Raw genomic sequence first — 19,564 nt, forward strand, 5'->3', positions numbered from 1 at the left:
CCTGCCCGTGCCTCCCAAACGATTCCTGGCCGCAGCGCTCGCTGTGGCCGCCGTCGCAGCCGGTACGTCGGCCGCGACCGCAGCGCCCGCGCCGACCACGACCAACGCGATCTCGTCGACCTTCGCCGACACCTTCGCCGACCCGTCGATCATCCAGGGCCGGGACGGCTACTGGTACGCCTACGCCACGTCCGACCCGCTGGTTGCGAACGGCCCGTTCGGGCTGATGCACATGGCCCGGACCAAGGACTTCAGCTCCTGGGAGTACCTGGGCACGGTCTTCAACGAGCAGACCAAGCCGTCCTGGGCCGCGCCGGGCTCGTTCTTCTGGGCGCCGGACATCCGGTACTTCGACGGCAAGTACGTCATGTACTTCACTGTCACCGACACGCTGGCCAACCCCGGCAGCGACTTCGCGATCGGCGCCGCGACCGCACCGACCCCGACCGGGCCGTGGACCGTCAGCGATGGACCGGTCGTGACGCCCAAGTCCGACGGGAACGGTGGCTGGTACAACACCATCGACCCCGCGCTGCTGACCGCGGCCGACGGCAAGCGGTACATGTACTACGGCGGTTTCTACGGCGGGATTTCGGTCACCGAGCTGACCCCGGACGGACTGCACGCGGTCGGCGAACCGACCCAGGTGACGATCGGCGACCGCTACGAAGGCTCGTACGTCGTCTACCGCGACGGCTACTACTACCTGACCGCGTCGTCGATGAACTGCTGCGCCGGCCCGACCACCGGCTACTCGGTCTTCGCCGGGCGCTCGCGTTCTCCGAAGGGCCCGTTCCTGGATGCCGACGGGGTCGCGATGACCGAGTCGCGCGTCGGCGGTACGACGGTCATCACGCAGAACGGCAACAAGTGGATCGGGCCGGGGCACCACGCGTTCATGACGGACGCAGCCGGTCAGGACCACATCGTCTACCACGCGATCGACCGCAACGCGGCCTGGCTGACCGACCCGTTCGGGATCAACCGCCGGCCGATGCTGATCGACCGCATCGACTGGATCGACGGCTGGCCGCGGACCCGCGCCGGTTCCGGTCCGTCCGAGGGTCCGGTGCCGGCGCCGGTCACGGGATCCGGTTTGGGAATTGACGCGACCGATCCGGCTGGTGGTCTTGCCGGTGCATCCAGGCGTCCTGGTGATGCGCTGGGTGGGCCGACGGCGGCGATCTCGGGTGCCGCGCAGACCCGCAAGTCCGCTGCACCTAATTCGCTTCGGGTCGAGGCCGATGTTCGGCTCGGGTCGTCGTTCACCACGGTGCTTGGTGGTCACCAGGTCTTCGCGAAGGTTGCGGATGGCAAGGTGACGGTTGCGGCAGGACGTCGTACGGCGTCTGCTCCGTTGCCGGCCGATTTTGACCGGGCGCAGTGGAACAAGCTGATCGTCGAGGTGTCGGGTACCACGGTGAGCGCGCGGGTCAACGACGCCGGGCTCGGCGACGTGTACGCCGAGGCGAAGATCGACGTACCGGGGTTGAAGCTGGCTGCCGCGCCTGTGCGGTGGGTCGGGTCGGCCGAGGTGGACAACCTGACCGTACGGCCGGTGGCCACGCCGGTACGACGGTTGGCCGCCGTACCGAAGCCTGGGAAGCTGCTCGCTGGTGACGACTTCTCGGGTGAGCTCGGCGCGGACTGGTCGTGGGTGCGTCCCGATGCCAAGGCAGTAGTTGCTGATGGCAAGTTGTCGTGGCCGTTGCAGAACGCGGACCTCGTCGGTGGCGGGAACAACGCGGGGCTGCTGTTCCACAACACGCCCGCCGGGGACAGTTGGATCGCGGAGACCAAGCTGCATCTCGACACCGGGTCGGGCGACATCCGCAACTACCAGCAGGCCGGGATGATCGCGTACCTGAACGACAGTGACTTCGCACGGCTCGGCAACGTCGCGATCTGGAAGACGCGGCAGATCGAGTACGGGCGGGAGTTGGTGGCACGACCGTCGGACGGCGCGACGAGCTACGGCGCGGCCGCGATCGGTCGCTCGGCGCCGACGCAGTGGATGCGACTGGCGTACCACAAGAACGCGGCCGGCGAACATGTCTACCGGGCCGCATCCAGCGTGGACGGCAAGAACTGGACCTGGGGTGCGTCGTGGGTGCTGTCGGCCCCGGCAAAGCTCGGTCTCTTCGCCCACGGCGAGTTCACCGGCGCGAACCCCGCACCGGTCGCCACCTTCGACTACCTGCGGTTCTACGAGAGCAAGTGACATGGAGGTCTACGCCGGCAACTTCGCCGACCCGTTCGTCCTGGCCGTGAACGACACGTTCTACGCCTACGCGACGAACGGCCCCCTCGGCAACGTACAAACCCTCAGGTCCACCGACCTGAGAACCTGGGAGCCCGTCGGTGACGCGCTCCCCACGTTGCCGGCGTGGACCACCCCAGGCCGCGTCTGGGCGCCAGAGGTAGTTGCCCACGGCCCCGATCGCTACCTCATGTACTACACCTCCGCCAACCCGACCACCGGCCACCAAGCGATCGGCGTCGCGGTCGCCACCAACCCGCTAGGTCCATATGTCGACAAATCACCTTCGCCACTTCTGAGCCAGGCCGACGAAGGCGGTTCCATCGACGCCTCGCCGTACCGAGACTGGCTCTACTGGAAAAACGACGGCAACGCCATCGGCGCCGACACCTGGATCTACGCCCAGCAGTTGTCCGATGACGGGCTCACCCTGGTCGGCCCGTCGCACCGCCTCATCAAACAAACCCTCCCCTGGGAAGGCGCCTTGGTAGAGGCCCCCTACGTCCTGGAACGCAACGGCCTCTTCCACCTCTTCTACTCAGCCAACGCCTTCGACAAACCGCAGTACGCCGTAGGCCACGCAGTCGGCCCAACCCCCACCGGCCCTTTCACCAAGTCCGGCGCCCCGATCCTGTCGGGCCCCGGCGGCCCCGGCCACAACATGGTCCTCTCAACCGAAGGCCACGACTATTTCGTCTACCACGCCTGGGACCCCACCCAAGTAGGCACCGACCCCCGAGGCCGCACCATGCACATCACCGAACTCACCTGGAACGGCGACCATCCAATCGTCGGTGGATAACAGGTCCGCCCACTCATTCAGACCCATATGACTTGCGAGTCATATGGCACGGATATCATAGTGGTGTCAGCCTCCACGACCGCCTAACCACCCCGCACCCCCACCACTTCGCGGCCAAAGGTGCGGTGGCTGCTCTTTGGGGGTGGGAAGGGGGCTCCGGCACAGTGGTTGTTGCGGTGTTCGCAGGTGACAAGGCCCGGATCGGCGATGTGTTCTACAACTCCGTCGGGGCGCGGGCTGATGGGCTCATCGACCAGTGGAAACGAGAGAAGATGAGGGGACAGGCATGACCGACAACGACACGCCCCCAGCCGGCTTCGAGCGTGGCAACGACTTTTTGAACGAGCTGCTCGCCGATCCGGAGCGGGCGGCACGCGTCGCTGAGCTCCGGGCCGAGATGGCTGAGATGGATCGGCTGTATGCCGAGAACCTGGCGGCGATCCGGCGGGCCGGCGATCTTACCCAGGTTCAGCTGGCGCAGAAGCTCGGTGTGGGACAGGCCGTGGTCTCCCGGGTCGAGCGTCACCACGACATGTTGTTGTCGACGCTGGCCGACTACCTGCATGCGACCGGGGCCAGGCAGCCCCGGATCGTGGCTGTCCTCAATGGGATGGAGGTCGAGCTCGACCTCGACCGGTTCCGGGGCGCTCGGTCGGCCTAGCGATCAGCTGCAGTTCCAGCGGACGGGCTGGTTGGTGTAGCCGTCGGTGCCGTAGAGCTGGCGGGTGTTGGTGATGGCGGCGGGGGCGATGCCGGAGGCGCCGCCGGGGTCTTTCTGTTCGAGGGGGCGGAGGCCTTGGCCGGTGATGGCGGCGTTGGTGTCGATGAGGACGTCGCCGCGGTCGTTCAGGGCGGTGGCTTTGCCGGGGGCGATCGGGGTGGCGGGGGCGCCAGTGGCGAGGTCCCAGCGGACGGCTTGGCCGGCGTCGGTGCCTACTGCGATGCCGTTGCGGATGGCCGTTGCTTCTGGGTAGGAGCCTGACTTCGGAAGGAGGGCGACTGTGCCGTCGGGTCGCCAGATGACGGCTTCCTGGGCGCGGACGCCGGCGTTCTCCCAGTCCCAGTCCTGGATGATGCCGACCACGGTGCCGTCGTCGTCGATGTCGTTGGCGATCGCGTGGTTGAAGCCGGCGGGGACCGGGAGGACACGGGGCTGGTTGGTCGCGCTCCAGACCACGCCGTGACCGTTCTGGCCGTTCGCGTCCGTTGCGTAGCCGACGGCCAAGCCGTGGGCATTGTCGATCGCGCTCAGCCCGGCGTCGGCGTACCCGGCGGGTGTTGGGAGCTGCTCAGCTGATCCGTCGCGGTAGCGCAGGTTCGCCGCGTTGGTGGTGATGAGGATCTGGCCGTCGTCGCTGGCATCGATTGCGAGCGCCCAGTCCCCGGTCACGCCGAGCTGCGTCGGTACGCCGTCGTGCCAGCGGACCACGCTCCGCAGACCGTCACTGCGCTCACCGGTTCCCACCACGAACCGTCCCGCCGGTGCGGCGCCGGATGCGCCCACGCTCGTCAGGCCGGGTACGGCGGTCAGCGGATGCTGCAGGCACTTCTCGGCCGGTGCGGCGTGGGCGAGCTGCGGCGCCAGTAGCGGGAGGGCAAGGGCGAGGAGTGCCAGACCGGCTCGTTGATGCATGGCTCGAGCGTGGCAGGTGGCCGGTCCAGTGCGTCAGCCTTTCGAGTCAGCCTAAAACATCACTTCGGTCAGGATCGTGAGAGCTCGGTTCAGGTCGTCGGTGGTGGGGGTGGCGTAGCCGATGACGAGGCCGGGTGGGCCCGGGATGGAACGGCGGTAGTCCGAGAGCGGAGCTACCGCGACGCCGGCTTCGCGCGCTCGGGCCGAGACCTCGCGGTCGTCGAGGTGGTCGGGCAGGAGGAGCGTGATGTGGAGGCCCGCGTCCTGGCCGATGATGCGGCCGTAGGGGGCGAGGACGGAACACGTGTGGGTACGGCGTTCGGCGTACCGGCGGCGGTGTTTGCGGATGACTTGGTCGAGGTAGCCGTCGCGGAGCATGGAGAGGAGGGCGGCCTGCATCGGCCAGCCGGGCCAGTCGCCGGAGTTGGCGCGGAAGGTGGCCAGGCGGTCGACGGTCGCGTCGGAGGCGACCAGCCACCCCAGGCGTAGCGCCGGGCTGAGGGTCTTGGACAGCGTGCCCAGGTGGACAACCCGGTCGAGGTCGAGCTGGGCGAGCGCCGGTAGCGGCGCGACGTCGAAGCGGAACTCGCTGTCGTAGTCGTCCTCGATCAACATCGCCTCGGTACGGCGTGCCCACCGAATCAGCTCGTTGCGCCGGGCAACCGGGAGCCGACCACCAAGCGGGTACTGATGCGAAGGCGTCACATAAACCGCAGGCAGGTCATCGGTGAGCGCCGAAACCTGCAGCCCGTCCCGATCCACCGGTACGTCGACAATCGCGAGCCCGTGGTCATGCGCAGCGGCCACCGCGTTCAGGTAGCCAGGATCCTCGATCGCGATCCGGTCCCCCGGCCTCTGCATCACCGCGAGCAGCAACCGCAGTCCGTGCACGGTCCCATTGGTGACCAGGATGTTCTCCGGCCCACACGCGATCCCGCGCACCCGCCCGACATGCTCGGCCAACGCCACGCGAAGCGCCGGCAACCCCGCAGCATCGTCGTACCCCCGAGGCGGTGACTGCGCAGACACCTCCCGCCACGCCCGACGCCAGCCCGGATCCGGCGTCGGATCAATGAACGGGATCCCAGGCCGCAGCGTCAGCAGATCCCTCTCCGGAGGCGGATGAAACGTCGTACGCCGCCGCTCAGCTGGCCGCAACGGAGCCACATCAGTGACAAACGTGCCCGCTCCCGTCCGTCCCTCGATCCACCCCTCAGCCTGCAACTGGTCATACGCCGACTGAGCCACCGCCCGCGACACCCCCAGCTGCCGCGCCAAATCCCGAGTAGAAGGCAACCGATGCCCAGCCTGCAATCGCCCATCCACCACCGCCGCCCGAAACTGCTCAGCCACCTGCAAATGCAGCGGCATGCCGACAGACCGGTTCACCACCAGCGGCAGTGAACTGTCCATCGGCATGCCGTCATCGTAGGTGGGTCAGCTGTTCCCGTCGTTCTCCGTCCAGGCGCAGTTGAAGCCGCGGCCCGAGATCTCGGCGCAGGCCTGGAGCTCGGTCGGGCTACCGCCCCAGAAGAAGGTGGTCAGGGCGGAGCCGAGAAATCCGCTGGTCCTGGCGCGAGCCAACTCGCCACCGCCGCGGTACCGAATGATCGCTACGTCAGTGGAGAAGGTGTCGTAGATGTATGCGCGGTAGGCGATCCGGCCGTTCGCGCCAGGCGCGTTGATGCACTGCAGGAGTTCGATCTTGGTCCCCGCGACGCCGCGGTAGTTGATGGGGGTGCAGGTCTCCTGGACCGAGGCGCTGGCCTGGGTGGGGGCAATGACGGCGGCCGCGGCGAGGGCGGCGAGGGTGGCGGCGGAAGCTAGCAGGCGGTTCATTGATCTCCTTGGGCGTGAGGTAAAGCGGTCTATGCCGCAATAACAACAGTGGAGATCAGGTCCGACAACCGAACTTGTACGTAGGCGACTACGTAGCGTGCGGTAAGTGGACTACCTGATTCGACGGCAAGTGGACCGTGGCAGCAGGCCACTCGTCGCCGACGCTGGACACATGACGACGACGCCCATGCAACCGACCGCTCGGACTTCACTTCGCCGGGAGAAGCAGCGCGCCGCTACGGGGCGGTCGGCGCTGTACGACGTACTGGCCGAGGGGATGTTCTGCCATCTGGGGGTGGTGATGGACGGGGTGCCGGTGGTGTTGCCGACGGCTTATGGGGTGGATCTGGATCGGGGGCCGGACGGGACGTTGTATCTGCATGGGTCGGTGGCGGCTCGGAGTGTGGTGGCGGCGCCGGAGCAGACGGTGTGCGTGACGGTGACGCATGCGGATGGGCTGGTGCTGGCGCGGTCGGCGTTTCATCACTCGGTCAACTACCGGTCGGCGGTGATCTTCGGCGTACCGCGGCTTGTCACGGATGCGGACGAGAAGCTGCACGGGTTGAACCGGATCGTCGACCATCTGGTTCCGGGCCGCTCGTCCGGCACGAGGGCGCCTAATCGCAAGGAGCTGGCCAAGACGTCGGTGCTCGCGCTCGCGCTCACCGAGGCGTCCGTGAAGACCCGCACCGGTGAGGCGAACGATGAACCCGACGACCTGGACCTTCCGCACTGGACCGGCGTGGTTCCGCTCCGGGTGGTTGCCGAGGAGCCGATCACGAACTCGGACTGCGACCTGCTGGTGCCGGCTCACGTCCGCACGAGAGCCAGCCAGCTCGGAGCTCCCTCTTAAGCCGCAGTGCCCTTGTTGTAGCTCTTCTGGGCCCAGAAGTAGCCGACGATGGTGATCGCGACACACCAGGCGATGGCCAGCCAGCCGGAGCCGGACTCCATCGGCGAACCGAGGAGCAGGTGCCGGAGCGTGTCGATGATCGGGGTGAACGGCTGGTACTCGGCGAACCAGCGGATGCCGCTCGGCATCGCTTCCAGCGGCAGGAAGGTGTTGCTGAGGAAGGGCAGCACGAAGCTGATCGGCAGCACGATGTTGCTCGCGCCCTCGGCCGTCTTGCTGATCAGGCCGAGTGCGATGGCGAACCAGGTGAGCGCGATGGTGACGAGGATCAGCAGCCCGGCCGCGAGCAGCCAGTCCACGATCGACGCGTTCGGGCGGAACCCGATCAGGACGGCGAAGCCGACCACGAGGGTCAGGCTGACGATGGTCAGGATCACGTTGCCGAGCACGTGCCCGGTCAGGACCGACGGGCGGTAGATCGCCATCGTCCGGAAGCGGGCGACGATGCCCTCGGTCATGTCCACGGCCGCGCCGATCGCGGGTGACATCGTGCCGGAGGCGATCGACATCAGCAGCAGTCCGGGCGTGAGGAAGTCCAGGTAGTCGAAGCCGCCGCCGTTGATTCCGGCCGAGAAGGTGTCGCCGAAGACGAGACCGAACAGCAGCAGCATGATGATCGGCATACCGATGGCGCCCGCCGCGAGGGACGGATAGCGCAGGGAGTGCCGCAGGTTGCGGCGCAACATGGTGGCGGTGTCGGCCACGGCGTACGACGTGGTGCTCATCAGCTGGCAACTTTCTGGTCGGAGTGGTCGGTGACGGCGAAGAAGACGTCGTCGAGGTCGGGAGTGTGGACGGTGAGTTCGCTGACCTCGAGGGATGCGTCCTCGATCCGGGCCAGCAGGTCGCGCAGGGCGTGCACACTGCCGTCGTTCGGCACCTGCAGCGTCAGCGCTTCGTTGTTGGGAAGAGCGGTCGGCAGCACCTGACCGGCGAGCGTGAAGTCCTCCGGCGAGTTGAACCGCAGCTGCACATGGCCGCCGGGCACGAGCCGCTTCAGCTCCTCCGGCGTCCCCTGTGCGACGAGCCGGCCATGGTCGAGTACGGCGATCCTGTCGGCCAACTGATCGGCCTCTTCCAGGTACTGCGTCGTGAGCAGCACCGTGACTCCGCCGGCGACTAGCTCCCGGATCATCGTCCACATGCTGTGCCGGCTGCGCGGGTCGAGACCCGTGGTCGGCTCGTCGAGGAAGATGATCTGCGGGCTGCCGACCAGCGTCATCGCCAGGTCGAGCCGGCGCTTCATCCCGCCGGAGTACGTCATCGCGAGCTTGCTGCCGGCCTCGACCAGGTCGAACTGCGCCAGCAACTGGTCGGCCCGTTCCCGCCCGGCCCGGCGGCCGAGGTGGTACAGGTCGGCCATCATGATCAGGTTCTCGCGGCCGGTCAGCAGCCCGTCGACCGCCGAGAACTGCCCGGTGACGCCAATCGCGGCCCGGACCGCGTCAGGATCGGCGTACAGGTCGTGTCCGGCGACCCGGATCTGCCCGGCGTCCGCGGTGATCAGCGTGGACAGGATCTGTACGGCGGTGGTCTTGCCGGCGCCGTTCGGCCCGAGCAGGGCGAAGATGGTGCCTTGGGCAACGGTTAGGTCGATGCCGTCGAGGACGAGCTTGTCGCCGTAGGACTTGTGCAGTCCGAGGGCTTCGATCGCTGCAGACATGAGGAGTTCCTGTTTCCGGGCAGGCTGCCGCCGCCCTGGGGTGTGGTGTGGGGTGAAAAAGGGTGTGCAGGACCAGCCGGCCGACCTGAAGGGGCGCCGGGAGGTTTGGTTGTGGGGACGAGCTAGATGTCGAGGTCCTCCACCGCGGGCTGGTCGGCGGCCATCTCGACCAGGTCGTAGAGGTCGTTCGGGATCAGGTCACGCAGTTCCTCGACGGTGTCGACCACGTCGAGGGTGGCTTCGCCCTGGGCCATGCTCCAGGACTGGTCGGTACTCCAGTTGCCGACCCAGGACCGCCAGCCGGACAGGTACTTCTCGTCGTCGCCGCCCTGGCTGAATTGCGCGCTTCGGTCGGCGTGCAACACGAACTTCCCGCTCCGGGTGCGGTACACCTTGAAGGCCTCGTAGCCGGAACTGCTCGATCGACCGCCTTCGGCGAGCAGGACCCCGGAGAACCGCTGTTTACGTCCGGATCCACGCCCGACCCGGACGGTGATCTCGTCGTACCCCTCGAGCTTGCCTTCCTCCAGCTCGACGTACTTGCGCAGGGCGATCGAGATCGCCGAGGACAGGTTGCCGGCCAGCTCCTGGGCACGCTTGTACAGCGGCAGGTCGTCGTCCGACACGTAGATCGTCTTGTTCGGCATAAGTACAACTATACGCATAGCTGTACGTAGAGCGCCAGCCTGAGATGAACGGTGTGGAAACAGTCGTCGGCAAAACCTGATTTATCCACAGATTTGGCCCAGTTTGCGGTGGAAACGGTGGAAAAGTTGGGGTCAACCTGGGGATAAGTCGGCCGAAACGGTGTGCACAGCTGGGGATACGGGTGTGGATAACTCCGAGCCAGAGTCGTGATCTAAGGTAAGGCTTGCCTTACTCGATTACCCGTGAAGGAGCTCCACGATGCTGTCCCGGCGAAGTCTGTTGCTCGGAGCGGGAGCCGCCGTCGTGCTCTCGGCCTGCTCGAACTCCGAAGATCCGCAGGATCTGGGCGGTGCCGCGACCGGCCCGTGGGAGTTCACCGACGATCGCGGGGTGAAGATCACCCGGCCGTCCCGGCCCACCACGCTGGTCGCGCAGATCCAGTCCGCCGCCGCGCTGTGGGATCTCGGCCTGCGCCCGGTCGGCACCTTCGGCAAGGCCAAGAAGGCGGACGGTACGGCGGATATCCTGGCCGGCAGCGTGGATCTGACCAAGGTCACGTCGTTCTCGGAGACCTGGGGCGAGTTCTCGGTGGAGAAGTTCGCCGCGCTGAAGCCGGACCTGCTGATCGCGCCGATCCACATCCCGAACGAACTCTGGTACGTCCCGAAGGAGTCCGTCACCGCGATCGGGGCGATCTCACCGACCCTCGGCGTCGACTACCGGGAGCGCTCGGTGGATACGGTCATCGACCGGTACGCCGAGCTCGCGGCCGCGCTCGGCGCCGACCTCAAGGCCGAGCCGGTCCTCAAGGCCAAGGCGGATTTCGCGACCGCCTCGAAGGCGCTCAGCGACTTGGCCGGCCGACAGAAGGGACTCAAGGTCCTCTTCGTCTCGGGCGCCAAGGACGGTCTGTACTTCGGCAATCCGGCTGCGTTCTCCGACCTGTCCCTGCTGAAGAAGCTCGGGGTCGGTTTCGTCACGCCGGACTTCGACCCGAAGGAGCCACACTGGGAGAACGTCTCCTGGGAGCTCGCCGACAAGTACCCGGCCGACGTCATCCTGTACGACGCGCGCAACGCCGAAGCGTTCACCGTGGACAGGGCGAAGTACCCGACGTTCGCCCGGCTGCCCGCCGTACGGGCGAATCAGGTGTTCGCCTGGAACCCGGAGACGCCGACCAGTTGGGCGCAGTTCGCGCCAGCACTGCGTCAGCTGACCGCGGACCTCGGCAAAGTGCGCCCGATCACCGGCTGAGGCCCGCGGGTCAGAAGTTGGTGGTCAGACCCACTGCGTGGAGACGACGAAGCCCAGCGCGATCAGGCCCATGCCGACCAGCAGGTTCCAGTTGCCGAGGTCCTTCATCACCGGGATGTCCTGGCCGGCGACGTAGAAGACGACCAGCCAGGCGAGCCCGAGCAGCCAGGACGCCAGCATCAGCGGGGCCACCCAGACCCGACTCTGGGTCCGCGGCTGCTTCGGCGTCTTCTCGGCCTTGACCTTCTCGGTCTTCTTCTTGTTACGACTGCTCGACTCGGGCACGGCTGAACTCCTTGTAAGGACGCATAAGCTGACCTCTTGAGGGCCAGGAGGCTCGGACCTGTCGGTCCGGTCCCGGGTTAGCGTAGTGCAGAGAGCGATCTGGAGGTGACTGGTGCGTAGGTTGAAGCGGATTTCACTGTGGCGCGCGGGCGTGCCACTGGCGCTGCTGTGCGCCGGTCTGCTCTTCGCGACCAGCGCCACCAGTGCCCGCGGGACCGACCTGCGACCCAGCCGGAACACGACGCTGGCCGGGCTGGTGGAGGAGCAGAGCCGCCGCAGTGCTGCCCTGGTCCGCCAGCACGCCACGCTCACCCAGGAGATCGAGCAGCTGCAGGCGCAGCAGGGGTCGATCGACCCGAAGCTGGCCAAGCGGCTCAAAGGCCTGTCCGACGCGGTCGGCATCACACCGGTGACCGGTCCCGGACTCACCGTGACGCTCAAGGACGCCCCGAAGGAAGTGGTCCGGGACAATCCGGATGTGGACGCCGACTGGCTGGTGATCCACCAGCAGGACATCCAGGCCGTGGTGAACGCGCTCTGGGCCGGTGGCGCGGAGGCGCTCTCGATCCAGAACCACCGGGTCATCTCCACGACCGGGATCAAGTGCGTCGGCAACTCCGTCGTCCTGCACGGCGTTCCGTACCTGCCGCCGTACAAGATCACCGCGATCGGCGACCGGCGGAAGCTGCAGAAGGCGCTCGACGACTCGAAGTACATCGAGAACCTGCAGGACTACGTGGTGAAGTTCCAGCTGGGGTACGACGTGAAGACCGAGTCGTCGATCGCGATGCCCGCCTACGAGGGCACCCTGGACCTGCAGAGCGCGACCGTGCCCGGGTTCGACCGCACGCCGACGGTCAGCCCGACCGCAACCGGCGGGCGTTAACTCGGCTCGCCTGTCAGAATGGGCCGCATGCCGCGGATCCTCGTCGTCGACAACTACGACTCCTTCGTCTACAACCTGGTGCAGTACCTGCAGCAGTTGCAGGCCGAGACCACCGTGCTGCGCAACGACGAGGTCACCCCTGACCAGGTCACGGCGTACGACGGTGTTCTGCTCTCCCCCGGTCCCGGGACCCCGGAAGAGGCCGGTGCCTGCGTGGACATCGTCAAGGAGGCGGGTGGCCAGGTGCCGATCTTTGGCGTCTGCCTCGGTCTGCAGGCGATCGGCGTCGCGTACGGCGGCGTGGTCGGCCGGGCCGATGAGCTGCTGCACGGCAAGACCAGCCAGGTGTTCCACGAGGGCGCTGGCGTCCTGAGCGGCCTGCCGTCGCCGTTCACCGCGACCCGGTACCACTCGCTGGCCATCGCGCAGGACACCGTCCCGGACGAGCTGCAGGTGACCGCGCGCACCGAGGCCGGCGTGATCATGGCGGCGCGGCACCGGGACCTGGCGGTCGAGGGCGTCCAGTTCCACCCCGAGTCCGTGCTCACCGAAGGCGGCCACCGGATGCTGGCCAACTGGCTGGAGATGTGTGGTGACGCCGGCGCCGTCGAGCGCTCCGCCGGGATGGCCCCGCTGGTCAGCTGACTCCGGACAAACGAAAGCCCCCGCCGAGGCGGGGGCTTCGTCGTACCGGGCTGTGGTCAGCCGCCGATGATCGGCGTGGTCGTCGGGTTGCTGGGGTCACCGGACGGGTCCCCTGACGGGTCGCCGCTCGGGTCACCGTCGGGCAGCCGGTTGATGGTGATCGTGATCGTGCTGCCCTTCTGGGCCTTCGTGCCGCCCTCGACGCTCTGCGCGATCACGGTGCCGTCGACCGCGTTCGGGTCCTCGCCGTACTTCTGGCCGACCAGGAAGCCCTTCGCCTTCAGCTGAGCGATGGCGTCGTCGGCAGGGACGGTGAGTAGCTGCGGCACCTCGACCATCACCTTGCCGCTGGAGACGGTCAGCGTGAAGGTCGTCCCGGAGCCGTACTTCTTGCCCGGGTCCGGGCTGATGGCCAGCACAGTACCGGCGTCCTTGTCGGAGTCCTTCTCGATGTTCTTGGCTGCGACCTTGAAGCCACCCGGGGCGTTCTCGATCTTCGATCGGGCCTGGTCCTCGGGCAGCCCGATCAACCCCTCCGGTACCGAGAAGGACTGCTGGCCGGAGGAGAACGTCACGGTGACGGTCGAGCCCTCTTCGGCCTCGGTGCCGGCGGCCGGCGTCGACGAGATCGCCTTGCCCTTGTCGACGGTCTGGCTCGGCACCGAGTCGCCCTGGGCGAAGACCAGCTTCACCTCGGCCAGCTTCGCGGTCGCCTGCGAGGTGGTCAGCCCGCTGACATCCGGTACGGCGACCTTCTGCGCGACCGGGGTGGTCGCGCCGCCCCCGCCGCCGTTGTTGTTGTTCTTGCCCATGTTGTTGATCAGCGCGTAGCCACCGATCGCGACCGCGACGATGGCCAGGCCGAGCAGGAAGTAGGCCAGGCCGCGGTTCCGGCGGGCGCGGGTGTCCTCGAGGTCGTCGTCGCCGCCACCGGGCGGGAGCAGGTCGTCGCTGGTCCGCCGGAACGTCTGGGTGGCGGTCGGTGCGACAGCGGTCGGGGCCATCGCCCGGGTCTCGGCGACCGCGTGCATCGGTGCGGTCACCTGCTGACCGGCCAGCACCCGGTGCAGGTCCTGACGCATCTCGGTCGCGCTCTGGTAGCGCTCGTCGCGGTTCTTCACCAGGGCCTTGAGGACGACGGCGTCGACCTCCGGCGGGATGTCCGGGTCGAACGACGACGGCGGCAGCGGCTGCTCCCGGACGTGCTGGTAGGCGACCGACACCGGCGACTCACCGACGAACGGCGGCCGGCCGACGAGCAGTTCGTACAGCAGGCAGCCGGTCGAGTACAGGTCGGAGCGGGCGTCCACGGTCTCGCCGCGGGCCTGCTCGGGCGACAGGTACTGCGCGGTGCCGATCACGGCCGCGGTCTGGGTCATGTCCGAGGTGGTGTCGGCGACCGCACGGGCGATCCCGAAGTCCATCACCTTGACCTGGCCCTGCGGGGTCAGCATCACGTTGCCGGGCTTGATGTCGCGGTGCACGATGCCGGCCCGGTGGCTGTAGTCCAGCGCCTCGAGCACACCGGAGGTGATCTCCAGGGCGCGCTCCGGCATGATCTTGCGGCCCTCGCGGATCAGGTCCCGCAGGGTCTTCCCGGTGACGAGTTCCATCACGATGTACGGGATGGTGATGCCGGAACCGTTCGGGTCCGGCTCCTCGCCGGTGTCGTAGACCGACACGATGGTCGGGTGGTTCAGCGAGGCCGCCGACTGGGCCTCCCGCCGGAATCTCGCCTGGAAGGTCGAGTCACTGGCCAGGTCGACCCGCAGCCGCTTGATCGCGACCGCCCGGCCGAGCCGGTTGTCGATCCCCCGGCGCACTTCGGCCATGCCGCCGCGGCCGAGCGGTTCGCCTTCTTCGTACCGGCCGCCGACGAGACGTGCCTGCGATGTCATGACCTCAGCCTTCCAACCTGTCCGGAAACACACTCAATTTGCCCACGGTAGCGACTGCGCCTCGTGGATCCCCGTTGGAAAGACGCTCTGTGAACGCATCATTCCGTATGGTGCTCATCGTTGGAGCACCGCCTCCATCACGGCTTTGGAGATCGGCGCGGCCAGTGCGCCACCGGCGATGTCGTTGCGGGCGACGTCCGCCGATTCGATCATCACCGCGACCGCGATCTGCGGGTCGTTGGCCGGTGCGAACGCGGTGAACCAGGCGAACGGCGGGCGTTCCGGCGACGTCTGCGCCGTACCGGTCTTGCCGGCCACCTCGATGCCGTCGATCTGGCCCTTCTTGCCGGTGCCGTTCTTGACGACGTCGACCATCATGCCGGTCAGCTGCGCGGCCACCTCGGGGGTGACGGCCTGGTGCAGCGACTCCGGCTTGGTCTCGGAGACCGTCTTCAGGTTCGCGGTCTTCACGTTCTGGACCAGGTAGGGCTTCATCACCTCGCCCTTGTTCGCGATCCCCGCGGCCACCATTGCCATCTGCAGCGGCGTCGCGCGGACGTCGAACTGGCCGATCGCGGACTGCGCGGTCTGCGGCTGGTTCGGGTCGCCGGGGAACGCGCTGGCCACACCGGACAGCTCCGGCAGGTGGCGCTCACCGAAGCCGAACTTGGCCGCCTGGTCGCGCAACGCATCCGGTCCGATATCCAGACCGACGCTGCCGAAGGCGGTGTTGCACGAGTAGCGCAGTGCGATGGTCAGGGTCGCGTTGTTGCTGCCGCCGCAGTTCTTGCGGTCCTCGTTCACCAGCGGGGTGGTGGTCTGCGGGAGCGGTAGCTCGGCCGGCGAGTTCGTCTTGCTCTCCGGCGTGTACTTGCCGCTCGAGAGCGCGGCCGCGGCGGTGACGAGCTTGAAGGTCGAGCCGGGCGGGTAGGTCTCGCGCGCCGCGCGGTTCAGCGTCGGCTTGTCCGGGTCCGCGTCGAGCTTCTTCCACGCGGCCGAGACCTTGCTCAGGTCGTGGCTTGCGAGCTGGTTCGGGTCGTACGACGGGGTGGTCGCGAGGGCCAGGATCTTGCCGGTCTTCGGATCGATCGCGACGACCGCGCCCTTCTTGCCCTGCAAGCCCTTGTACGCCGCCTGCTGGGCCGCCGCGTTCAGCGTCAGGGTGACACTGGCGCCCTGCTGCGGACGGTTGCTGATCACGTCGATGATCCGGCGGAACGCCAGCGACGGGTCGGAACCGTTCAGCTCCGAGTTCTGGTTCAGCTCGATCCCGGCCCGGCCGAACAGGTACGAGTAGTACCCGGTCACCGGTGCGTAGGCCGGCCCGTTGGGGTAGGTGCGCTGGTACTTGAACCGGTCGTTGGACGGATCGCTCTTCGCGATCGGGGTGTTGGTGCCGATCAGGATCGCGCCGCGGTCGACCGAGAACTGCTGGTCCCGGACCCGCTTGTTGTCGTTGCGGCCGTTGAGCTCGTTGGACCGGAAGGCCTGCAGGTACGTCGAGTTCGCCATCAGGGCGAGCATCAGCACCATCGCCGCCACGGCCAGTCGTCGGATCGCCGAGTTCATGCCTTCTGCACCGCCATCGCGATCGTTTCGTCGGACACCGGGGCGGCGGGTGTCTGTGGTCTGCGGGCCTGGTCGCTGATCCGCAGCAGCAGCCCGATGATCGCCCAGTTCGCGACCAGCGACGTACCGCCGAGGGCCATGAACGGGGTGGCCAGACCGGTCAGCGGGATCAGGCCGGTGACACCACCGACGATCACGAAGACCTGCAGCGAGAACGACATCGCCAGACCGGTCGCGATCAGCTTGCCGAAGATGTCCCGGCAGGCCAGCGCCGTCCGCAGGCCGCGCTCGATGATCAGCGTGTAGACCAGCAGGATCGCGATCAGCCCGGTCAGCCCGAGCTCCTCGGCGAACGAGGAGATGATCATGTCGCTGTTCGCGTACAGGGTCAGGTGCGGCTGGCCCTGGCCGAGGCCGCGACCGAGAATGCCGCCCCAGGCCTGACCCATCAGGCCGACGGCGATCTGGCCGCCGTCGATCGAGAACGGGTCCAGCCAGTCGTTGATCCGCCGCGTGACGTGGCCGAAGGTCTGGTAGGCGAAGTACGCACCGGCGACGAACAGCAGGCCACCGATGATCAGCCAGCCGGCCCGCTCGGTGGCGACGTACAGCAGGAACAGGAACAGGCCGAAGAACAGCAGCGACGAGCCGAGGTCGCTCTCGAAGACCAGGACGCCCAGGCTGACCAGCCAGGCGACCAGGATCGGGCCGAGGTCACGGGCGCGGGGGAGATCCAGACCGAGGAACCGGCGGCCGGCCAGCGTCAGCACGTCCCGCTTCACGACCAGGTAGCCGGCGAAGAAGATGACCAGGCAGACCTTGGCGAACTCGCCGGGCTGGAACGACATCCCGGCCACCCGGATCCAGATCGACGCGCCGTTGATGTTCACGCCGAGGCCCGGGACGAGCGGCAGCACCAGCAGCACCAGACCGACCAGGCCGAGCGTGTAGGTGAAGGCCTGCAGCCGCCGGTGATCGCGGATCACGATCACGACGGCGAGGAACAGGACGACGCCGACCGCGGTCCAGGTGATCTGCTGCGGTGCGAACGGGACCCCCTTGGTCCGGCCGATCGAGGTCAGCCCGAGGTCGATCCGGTGGATCATCGCGACGCCGAGACCGTTCAGCAGCACCGCACACGGGAGAATGACCGGATCCGCGTACGGCGCCCGGAAGCGCAGCGCGAGGTGGGCGATCAACGCCAGCAGGCCGATCCCCGCGGCGTACAGGCCGGTGCTGGCCGGGACGCCGCCCTGCGCGGTGATCCCGATGTTGACATAGGCGCCGACCGAGATACCGACGGCGATCAGGAGCAGGAACAACTCCACCCCGCGCCGGGTGCGCGGGATGATCTGGATGACTGACGTGGAAGCAATACTCATTTGACGCCGTCGCAGTCGTCCGGGTTGGCCGTGCCGCCCGGGGTGCTCGTCGGAGTCCCGGACGGGGTCCCCGACGGGGCCTTCGTCGGCGCGCTGGCCGGCGGCTTCGACGACGCCGGCGGCTTGGACGGTGTCGTGCTCGGCTTCGGCGTCGGCGGGGTGAGCTTCTTCGCGCACTCCTCGGCCGTCGCCTGCAGCTCGCTGACGATCGCACGGGCTCCGGGCAGGTCGTCGGCCTCGATATTGCTCTCCACTTGCTGGCGGTTGTACGTCGGAAGCTTGTCCACCTGCAACTGCTGCTTCTCGTAGACCTTGGTCAGGGTGATGCCGGGAATGTCCGCGTCCACACCTTGGAAGATCGCCACGAAGTCACCGTCGGTGCCGACGTAGTACTGGTCCTGGGTCCAGCGGTAGCCGTACCAGCCGGCTCCGCCGATCAGGCCGAGGATGATCACGACCGCGAGGATCCGCCGTACCCATGGGAAGCGCTTCGGCGGGCGGGGCGCGTAGCGCAGTTCCTCGGGGTCGAGGGTTCCGCCGCGGCCGCCGCTGCCACCACTGTTGCTGCCGCCGGGGACCAGCGTGGTCGCCTCACCGCGGCCGGTGCCGCCCTGGGCGAGCTCGGCCGCGGCCCCGACCAGTTGCGGGGTGGTCCCGCTGGCCGGCGGGGTCTCGACCACATCGGCCACCACACAGGTGATGTTGTCGTTGGAGCCTGCCTCGAGCGCGTGCGTGATCAGCTCGACGACGACCGAGTCCGGCGTGCCGTCGGCCATCGAGGCGGCGATCACCTCGGCGGCGACGTAGTCGGGCAGACCGTCGCTGCACAGCATCAGCCGGTCGCCGGCCTGGACGTCAAGGATCTGCAGGTCCGGATCGGAGTCGGGGCGGCCGTCCAGCACTCGCAGGATCAGGTTGCGGTGCGGGTGGGTGAAGGCCTCCTCCTGGGAGATCCGGCCCTCGTCGACCAGCGACTGCACGAAGGTGTGGTCGTGGCTCAGTTGGTAGAGCAGGCCGTCCCGCATCCGATAGGCCCGGGAGTCGCCGAGGTGCGCGAGGCCGAGCTGCTGGCCGTCGAACATCAGCGCGGTGACAGTGGAGCCCATGCCCTCGCGCTCGGGGTCCTCCTCGACCAGCTCGGACAGCCGCTCGTTGGCGCGGTGCACGGCACCGGCCAGCGCCTCGATCATGTCCTCGCCGCCGATGGTGGCGGTGTCGAGCCGCCGGATCACCTGGACCGCCGCCGCGCTGGCCACCTCACCGGCTGCCGCGCCACCCATTCCGTCGGCGAGCAGCAGCAGGTGCGGACCGGCGTACGCCGAGTCCTCGTTGTTGCGGCGCACCCGTCCGACATCGGACAGTGCGGCGTAGTCGAGCGACAGGGTCATCGAGGCAGGCCTACTTCGCGATGTTCAGCGTCGTCCGGCCGATCCGGATCGAGCCACCGATCTCGGCCGGCACCGGGCGGGTCACCCGCTGGCCGTCCAAATACGTCCCGTTGGTCGAGCCGAGGTCCTCGACCCACCACTGGCCCTCGGACAGGAACAGTCGCGAGTGCCGGGTGGAGGAGTAGTCGTCGTCGAGCCGGATCTGGCAGTCCGAACCGCGGCCGATCACCACCGGCTCCTCGACCAGGGTCGCACCGACCCCGGCCTGCGGGCCGTCGGCGATCGTCACCGATCCGGGCAGACCCTTCCGCTTCTTCACCGGTTTGGCCGGCTTCGGCGTCCGGGCCGCGGCCGGTACGGCGGCTGCCGCGGCGCGGCTGTCCACCTTCGCCCCGAACAGGTCGGAGCGAATCACCGAGAGCACGGCCAGCACGAACATCCACAACAGGGCCAGGAACCCCAGTTTGATCAGGGTCAGCGTCAGTTCCGACATGGTCCC

The 19,564-nt window shown here is 67.8% G+C and carries 19 protein-coding genes; 7 read left to right on the forward strand and 12 right to left on the reverse strand.

What is annotated here, in order from left to right; translation table 11 throughout:
• Nucleotides 1-7 precede the first annotated feature (7 nt).
• The 3 genes from ACFTSF_RS00460 to ACFTSF_RS00470 all read left to right on the forward strand — a co-directional run bounded on the left by ACFTSF_RS00460 (nucleotide 8) and on the right by ACFTSF_RS00470 (nucleotide 3,723).
• The gene (locus ACFTSF_RS00460) at nucleotides 8-2,221 is read left to right on the forward strand and encodes a family 43 glycosylhydrolase (protein WP_380151774.1); all 2,214 of its coding nucleotides are present in this window, start codon (nucleotides 8-10) and stop codon (nucleotides 2,219-2,221) included.
• Between the two features lies 1 nt (nucleotide 2,222).
• Nucleotides 2,223-3,062 carry a glycoside hydrolase family 43 protein gene (locus ACFTSF_RS00465; protein ID WP_380151775.1) on the forward strand — a complete coding sequence of 280 codons (840 nt, stop codon included), beginning with the start codon at nucleotides 2,223-2,225 and terminating at the stop codon, nucleotides 3,060-3,062.
• 286 nt (nucleotides 3,063-3,348) lie between these two features.
• Nucleotides 3,349-3,723, forward strand: a complete 375-nt coding sequence (locus ACFTSF_RS00470; RefSeq protein ID WP_380151776.1) for a helix-turn-helix domain-containing protein — start codon at nucleotides 3,349-3,351, stop codon at nucleotides 3,721-3,723.
• 3 nt (nucleotides 3,724-3,726) lie between these two features.
• Here the strand turns inward: ACFTSF_RS00470 and ACFTSF_RS00475 are convergent, their stop codons facing one another.
• Genes ACFTSF_RS00475 through ACFTSF_RS00485 form a run of 3 tightly spaced genes read right to left on the reverse strand, consistent with a single transcriptional unit; the run spans nucleotide 3,727 to nucleotide 6,534 of the window.
• Nucleotides 3,727-4,695 carry a hypothetical protein gene (locus ACFTSF_RS00475; RefSeq protein WP_380151777.1) on the reverse strand — a complete coding sequence of 323 codons (969 nt, stop codon included), beginning with the start codon at nucleotides 4,693-4,695 and terminating at the stop codon, nucleotides 3,727-3,729.
• Between the two features lie 51 nt (nucleotides 4,696-4,746).
• Nucleotides 4,747-6,114: a PLP-dependent aminotransferase family protein gene (locus ACFTSF_RS00480; RefSeq protein WP_380151778.1), complete on the reverse strand. Its 1,368-nt coding sequence runs from the start codon at nucleotides 6,112-6,114 to the stop codon at nucleotides 4,747-4,749.
• Between the two features lie 18 nt (nucleotides 6,115-6,132).
• On the reverse strand, nucleotides 6,133-6,534 hold the full coding sequence (locus ACFTSF_RS00485; protein WP_380151779.1) for a hypothetical protein: 402 nt from the start codon (nucleotides 6,532-6,534) through the stop codon (nucleotides 6,133-6,135).
• Between the two features lie 172 nt (nucleotides 6,535-6,706).
• Here ACFTSF_RS00485 and ACFTSF_RS00490 point away from each other — a divergent pair, with 172 nt between their 5' ends.
• Nucleotides 6,707-7,387 carry a pyridoxamine 5'-phosphate oxidase family protein gene (locus ACFTSF_RS00490; protein WP_380151780.1) on the forward strand — a complete coding sequence of 227 codons (681 nt, stop codon included), beginning with the start codon at nucleotides 6,707-6,709 and terminating at the stop codon, nucleotides 7,385-7,387.
• Here the strand turns inward: ACFTSF_RS00490 and ACFTSF_RS00495 are convergent.
• From ACFTSF_RS00495 to ACFTSF_RS00505, 3 genes are all read right to left on the reverse strand, one after another.
• A complete protein-coding gene (locus ACFTSF_RS00495) occupies nucleotides 7,384-8,172 on the reverse strand; it encodes an ABC transporter permease (protein WP_380151781.1) in 789 nt (262 codons plus the stop codon). The genes ACFTSF_RS00490 and ACFTSF_RS00495 overlap by 4 nt on opposite strands.
• The gene (locus tag ACFTSF_RS00500) at nucleotides 8,172-9,110 is read right to left on the reverse strand and encodes an ATP-binding cassette domain-containing protein (protein ID WP_380151782.1); all 939 of its coding nucleotides are present in this window, start codon (nucleotides 9,108-9,110) and stop codon (nucleotides 8,172-8,174) included. The genes ACFTSF_RS00495 and ACFTSF_RS00500 overlap by 1 nt, the downstream gene beginning before the upstream one ends.
• A gap of 122 nt (nucleotides 9,111-9,232) precedes the next feature.
• Nucleotides 9,233-9,757 (reverse strand): EXLDI protein, encoded by a 525-nt coding sequence (locus ACFTSF_RS00505; RefSeq protein ID WP_380151783.1) that lies wholly within the window; start codon nucleotides 9,755-9,757, stop codon nucleotides 9,233-9,235.
• Nucleotides 9,758-10,016: 259 nt separating this feature from the next.
• Here ACFTSF_RS00505 and ACFTSF_RS00510 point away from each other — a divergent pair, with 259 nt between their 5' ends.
• Complete coding sequence (locus ACFTSF_RS00510; RefSeq protein ID WP_380151784.1) at nucleotides 10,017-11,012, forward strand: ABC transporter substrate-binding protein; 996 nt, start codon at nucleotides 10,017-10,019, stop codon at nucleotides 11,010-11,012.
• A 24-nt stretch (nucleotides 11,013-11,036) separates the two neighbouring features.
• Here the strand turns inward: ACFTSF_RS00510 and ACFTSF_RS00515 are convergent, their stop codons facing one another.
• A complete protein-coding gene (locus ACFTSF_RS00515; RefSeq protein ID WP_344160820.1) occupies nucleotides 11,037-11,297 on the reverse strand; it encodes a cell division protein CrgA in 261 nt (86 codons plus the stop codon).
• 112 nt (nucleotides 11,298-11,409) lie between these two features.
• Here ACFTSF_RS00515 and ACFTSF_RS00520 point away from each other — a divergent pair, with 112 nt between their 5' ends.
• Both ACFTSF_RS00520 and ACFTSF_RS00525 read left to right on the forward strand, forming a co-directional pair.
• Nucleotides 11,410-12,183: a DUF881 domain-containing protein gene (locus ACFTSF_RS00520; protein WP_380151785.1), complete on the forward strand. Its 774-nt coding sequence runs from the start codon at nucleotides 11,410-11,412 to the stop codon at nucleotides 12,181-12,183.
• Between the two features lie 27 nt (nucleotides 12,184-12,210).
• Nucleotides 12,211-12,828 carry an aminodeoxychorismate/anthranilate synthase component II gene (locus tag ACFTSF_RS00525; protein ID WP_344160825.1) on the forward strand — a complete coding sequence of 206 codons (618 nt, stop codon included), beginning with the start codon at nucleotides 12,211-12,213 and terminating at the stop codon, nucleotides 12,826-12,828.
• 56 nt (nucleotides 12,829-12,884) lie between these two features.
• Here ACFTSF_RS00525 and pknB read toward each other — a convergent pair whose 3' ends face one another.
• From pknB to ACFTSF_RS00550, 5 genes are all read right to left on the reverse strand, one after another.
• Complete coding sequence (gene pknB, locus ACFTSF_RS00530; RefSeq protein WP_380151786.1) at nucleotides 12,885-14,726, reverse strand: Stk1 family PASTA domain-containing Ser/Thr kinase; 1,842 nt, start codon at nucleotides 14,724-14,726, stop codon at nucleotides 12,885-12,887.
• Nucleotides 14,727-14,840: 114 nt separating this feature from the next.
• Nucleotides 14,841-16,295: a peptidoglycan D,D-transpeptidase FtsI family protein gene (locus tag ACFTSF_RS00535; RefSeq protein ID WP_380151787.1), complete on the reverse strand. Its 1,455-nt coding sequence runs from the start codon at nucleotides 16,293-16,295 to the stop codon at nucleotides 14,841-14,843.
• On the reverse strand, nucleotides 16,292-17,677 hold the full coding sequence (locus ACFTSF_RS00540; protein ID WP_380151788.1) for an FtsW/RodA/SpoVE family cell cycle protein: 1,386 nt from the start codon (nucleotides 17,675-17,677) through the stop codon (nucleotides 16,292-16,294). Before ACFTSF_RS00540 ends, ACFTSF_RS00535 begins: the two co-directional genes overlap by 4 nt.
• The gene (locus ACFTSF_RS00545) at nucleotides 17,674-19,065 is read right to left on the reverse strand and encodes a protein phosphatase 2C domain-containing protein (protein WP_344160836.1); all 1,392 of its coding nucleotides are present in this window, start codon (nucleotides 19,063-19,065) and stop codon (nucleotides 17,674-17,676) included. Before ACFTSF_RS00545 ends, ACFTSF_RS00540 begins: the two co-directional genes overlap by 4 nt.
• 10 nt (nucleotides 19,066-19,075) lie before the next feature.
• The gene (locus tag ACFTSF_RS00550) at nucleotides 19,076-19,558 is read right to left on the reverse strand and encodes an FHA domain-containing protein (protein WP_132406816.1); all 483 of its coding nucleotides are present in this window, start codon (nucleotides 19,556-19,558) and stop codon (nucleotides 19,076-19,078) included.
• Nucleotides 19,559-19,564: the final 6 nt, after the last annotated feature.

This window comes from Kribbella sp. NPDC056951, assembly GCF_042674205.1.
GTDB classification, from domain to species: domain Bacteria; phylum Actinomycetota; class Actinomycetes; order Propionibacteriales; family Kribbellaceae; genus Kribbella; species Kribbella yunnanensis.

Coding starts and splice junctions, on each gene's coding strand:
- ACFTSF_RS00465 (WP_380151775.1), top strand. CDS start 2,223: ATGGAGGTCTACGCCGGCAACTTCGCCGACCCGTTCGTCCTGGCCGTG.
- ACFTSF_RS00470 (WP_380151776.1), top strand. CDS start 3,349: ATGACCGACAACGACACGCCCCCAGCCGGCTTCGAGCGTGGCAACGAC.
- ACFTSF_RS00475 (WP_380151777.1), bottom strand. CDS start 4,695: ATGCATCAACGAGCCGGTCTGGCACTCCTCGCCCTTGCCCTCCCGCTA.
- ACFTSF_RS00480 (WP_380151778.1), bottom strand. CDS start 6,114: ATGCCGATGGACAGTTCACTGCCGCTGGTGGTGAACCGGTCTGTCGGC.
- ACFTSF_RS00485 (WP_380151779.1), bottom strand. CDS start 6,534: ATGAACCGCCTGCTAGCTTCCGCCGCCACCCTCGCCGCCCTCGCCGCG.
- ACFTSF_RS00490 (WP_380151780.1), top strand. CDS start 6,707: ATGACGACGACGCCCATGCAACCGACCGCTCGGACTTCACTTCGCCGG.
- ACFTSF_RS00495 (WP_380151781.1), bottom strand. CDS start 8,172: ATGAGCACCACGTCGTACGCCGTGGCCGACACCGCCACCATGTTGCGC.
- ACFTSF_RS00500 (WP_380151782.1), bottom strand. CDS start 9,110: ATGTCTGCAGCGATCGAAGCCCTCGGACTGCACAAGTCCTACGGCGAC.
- ACFTSF_RS00505 (WP_380151783.1), bottom strand. CDS start 9,757: ATGCCGAACAAGACGATCTACGTGTCGGACGACGACCTGCCGCTGTAC.
- ACFTSF_RS00510 (WP_380151784.1), top strand. CDS start 10,017: ATGCTGTCCCGGCGAAGTCTGTTGCTCGGAGCGGGAGCCGCCGTCGTG.
- ACFTSF_RS00525 (WP_344160825.1), top strand. CDS start 12,211: ATGCCGCGGATCCTCGTCGTCGACAACTACGACTCCTTCGTCTACAAC.
- pknB (WP_380151786.1), bottom strand. CDS start 14,726: ATGACATCGCAGGCACGTCTCGTCGGCGGCCGGTACGAAGAAGGCGAA.
- ACFTSF_RS00535 (WP_380151787.1), bottom strand. CDS start 16,295: ATGAACTCGGCGATCCGACGACTGGCCGTGGCGGCGATGGTGCTGATG.
- ACFTSF_RS00540 (WP_380151788.1), bottom strand. CDS start 17,677: ATGAGTATTGCTTCCACGTCAGTCATCCAGATCATCCCGCGCACCCGG.
- ACFTSF_RS00545 (WP_344160836.1), bottom strand. CDS start 19,065: ATGACCCTGTCGCTCGACTACGCCGCACTGTCCGATGTCGGACGGGTG.
- ACFTSF_RS00550 (WP_132406816.1), bottom strand. CDS start 19,558: ATGTCGGAACTGACGCTGACCCTGATCAAACTGGGGTTCCTGGCCCTG.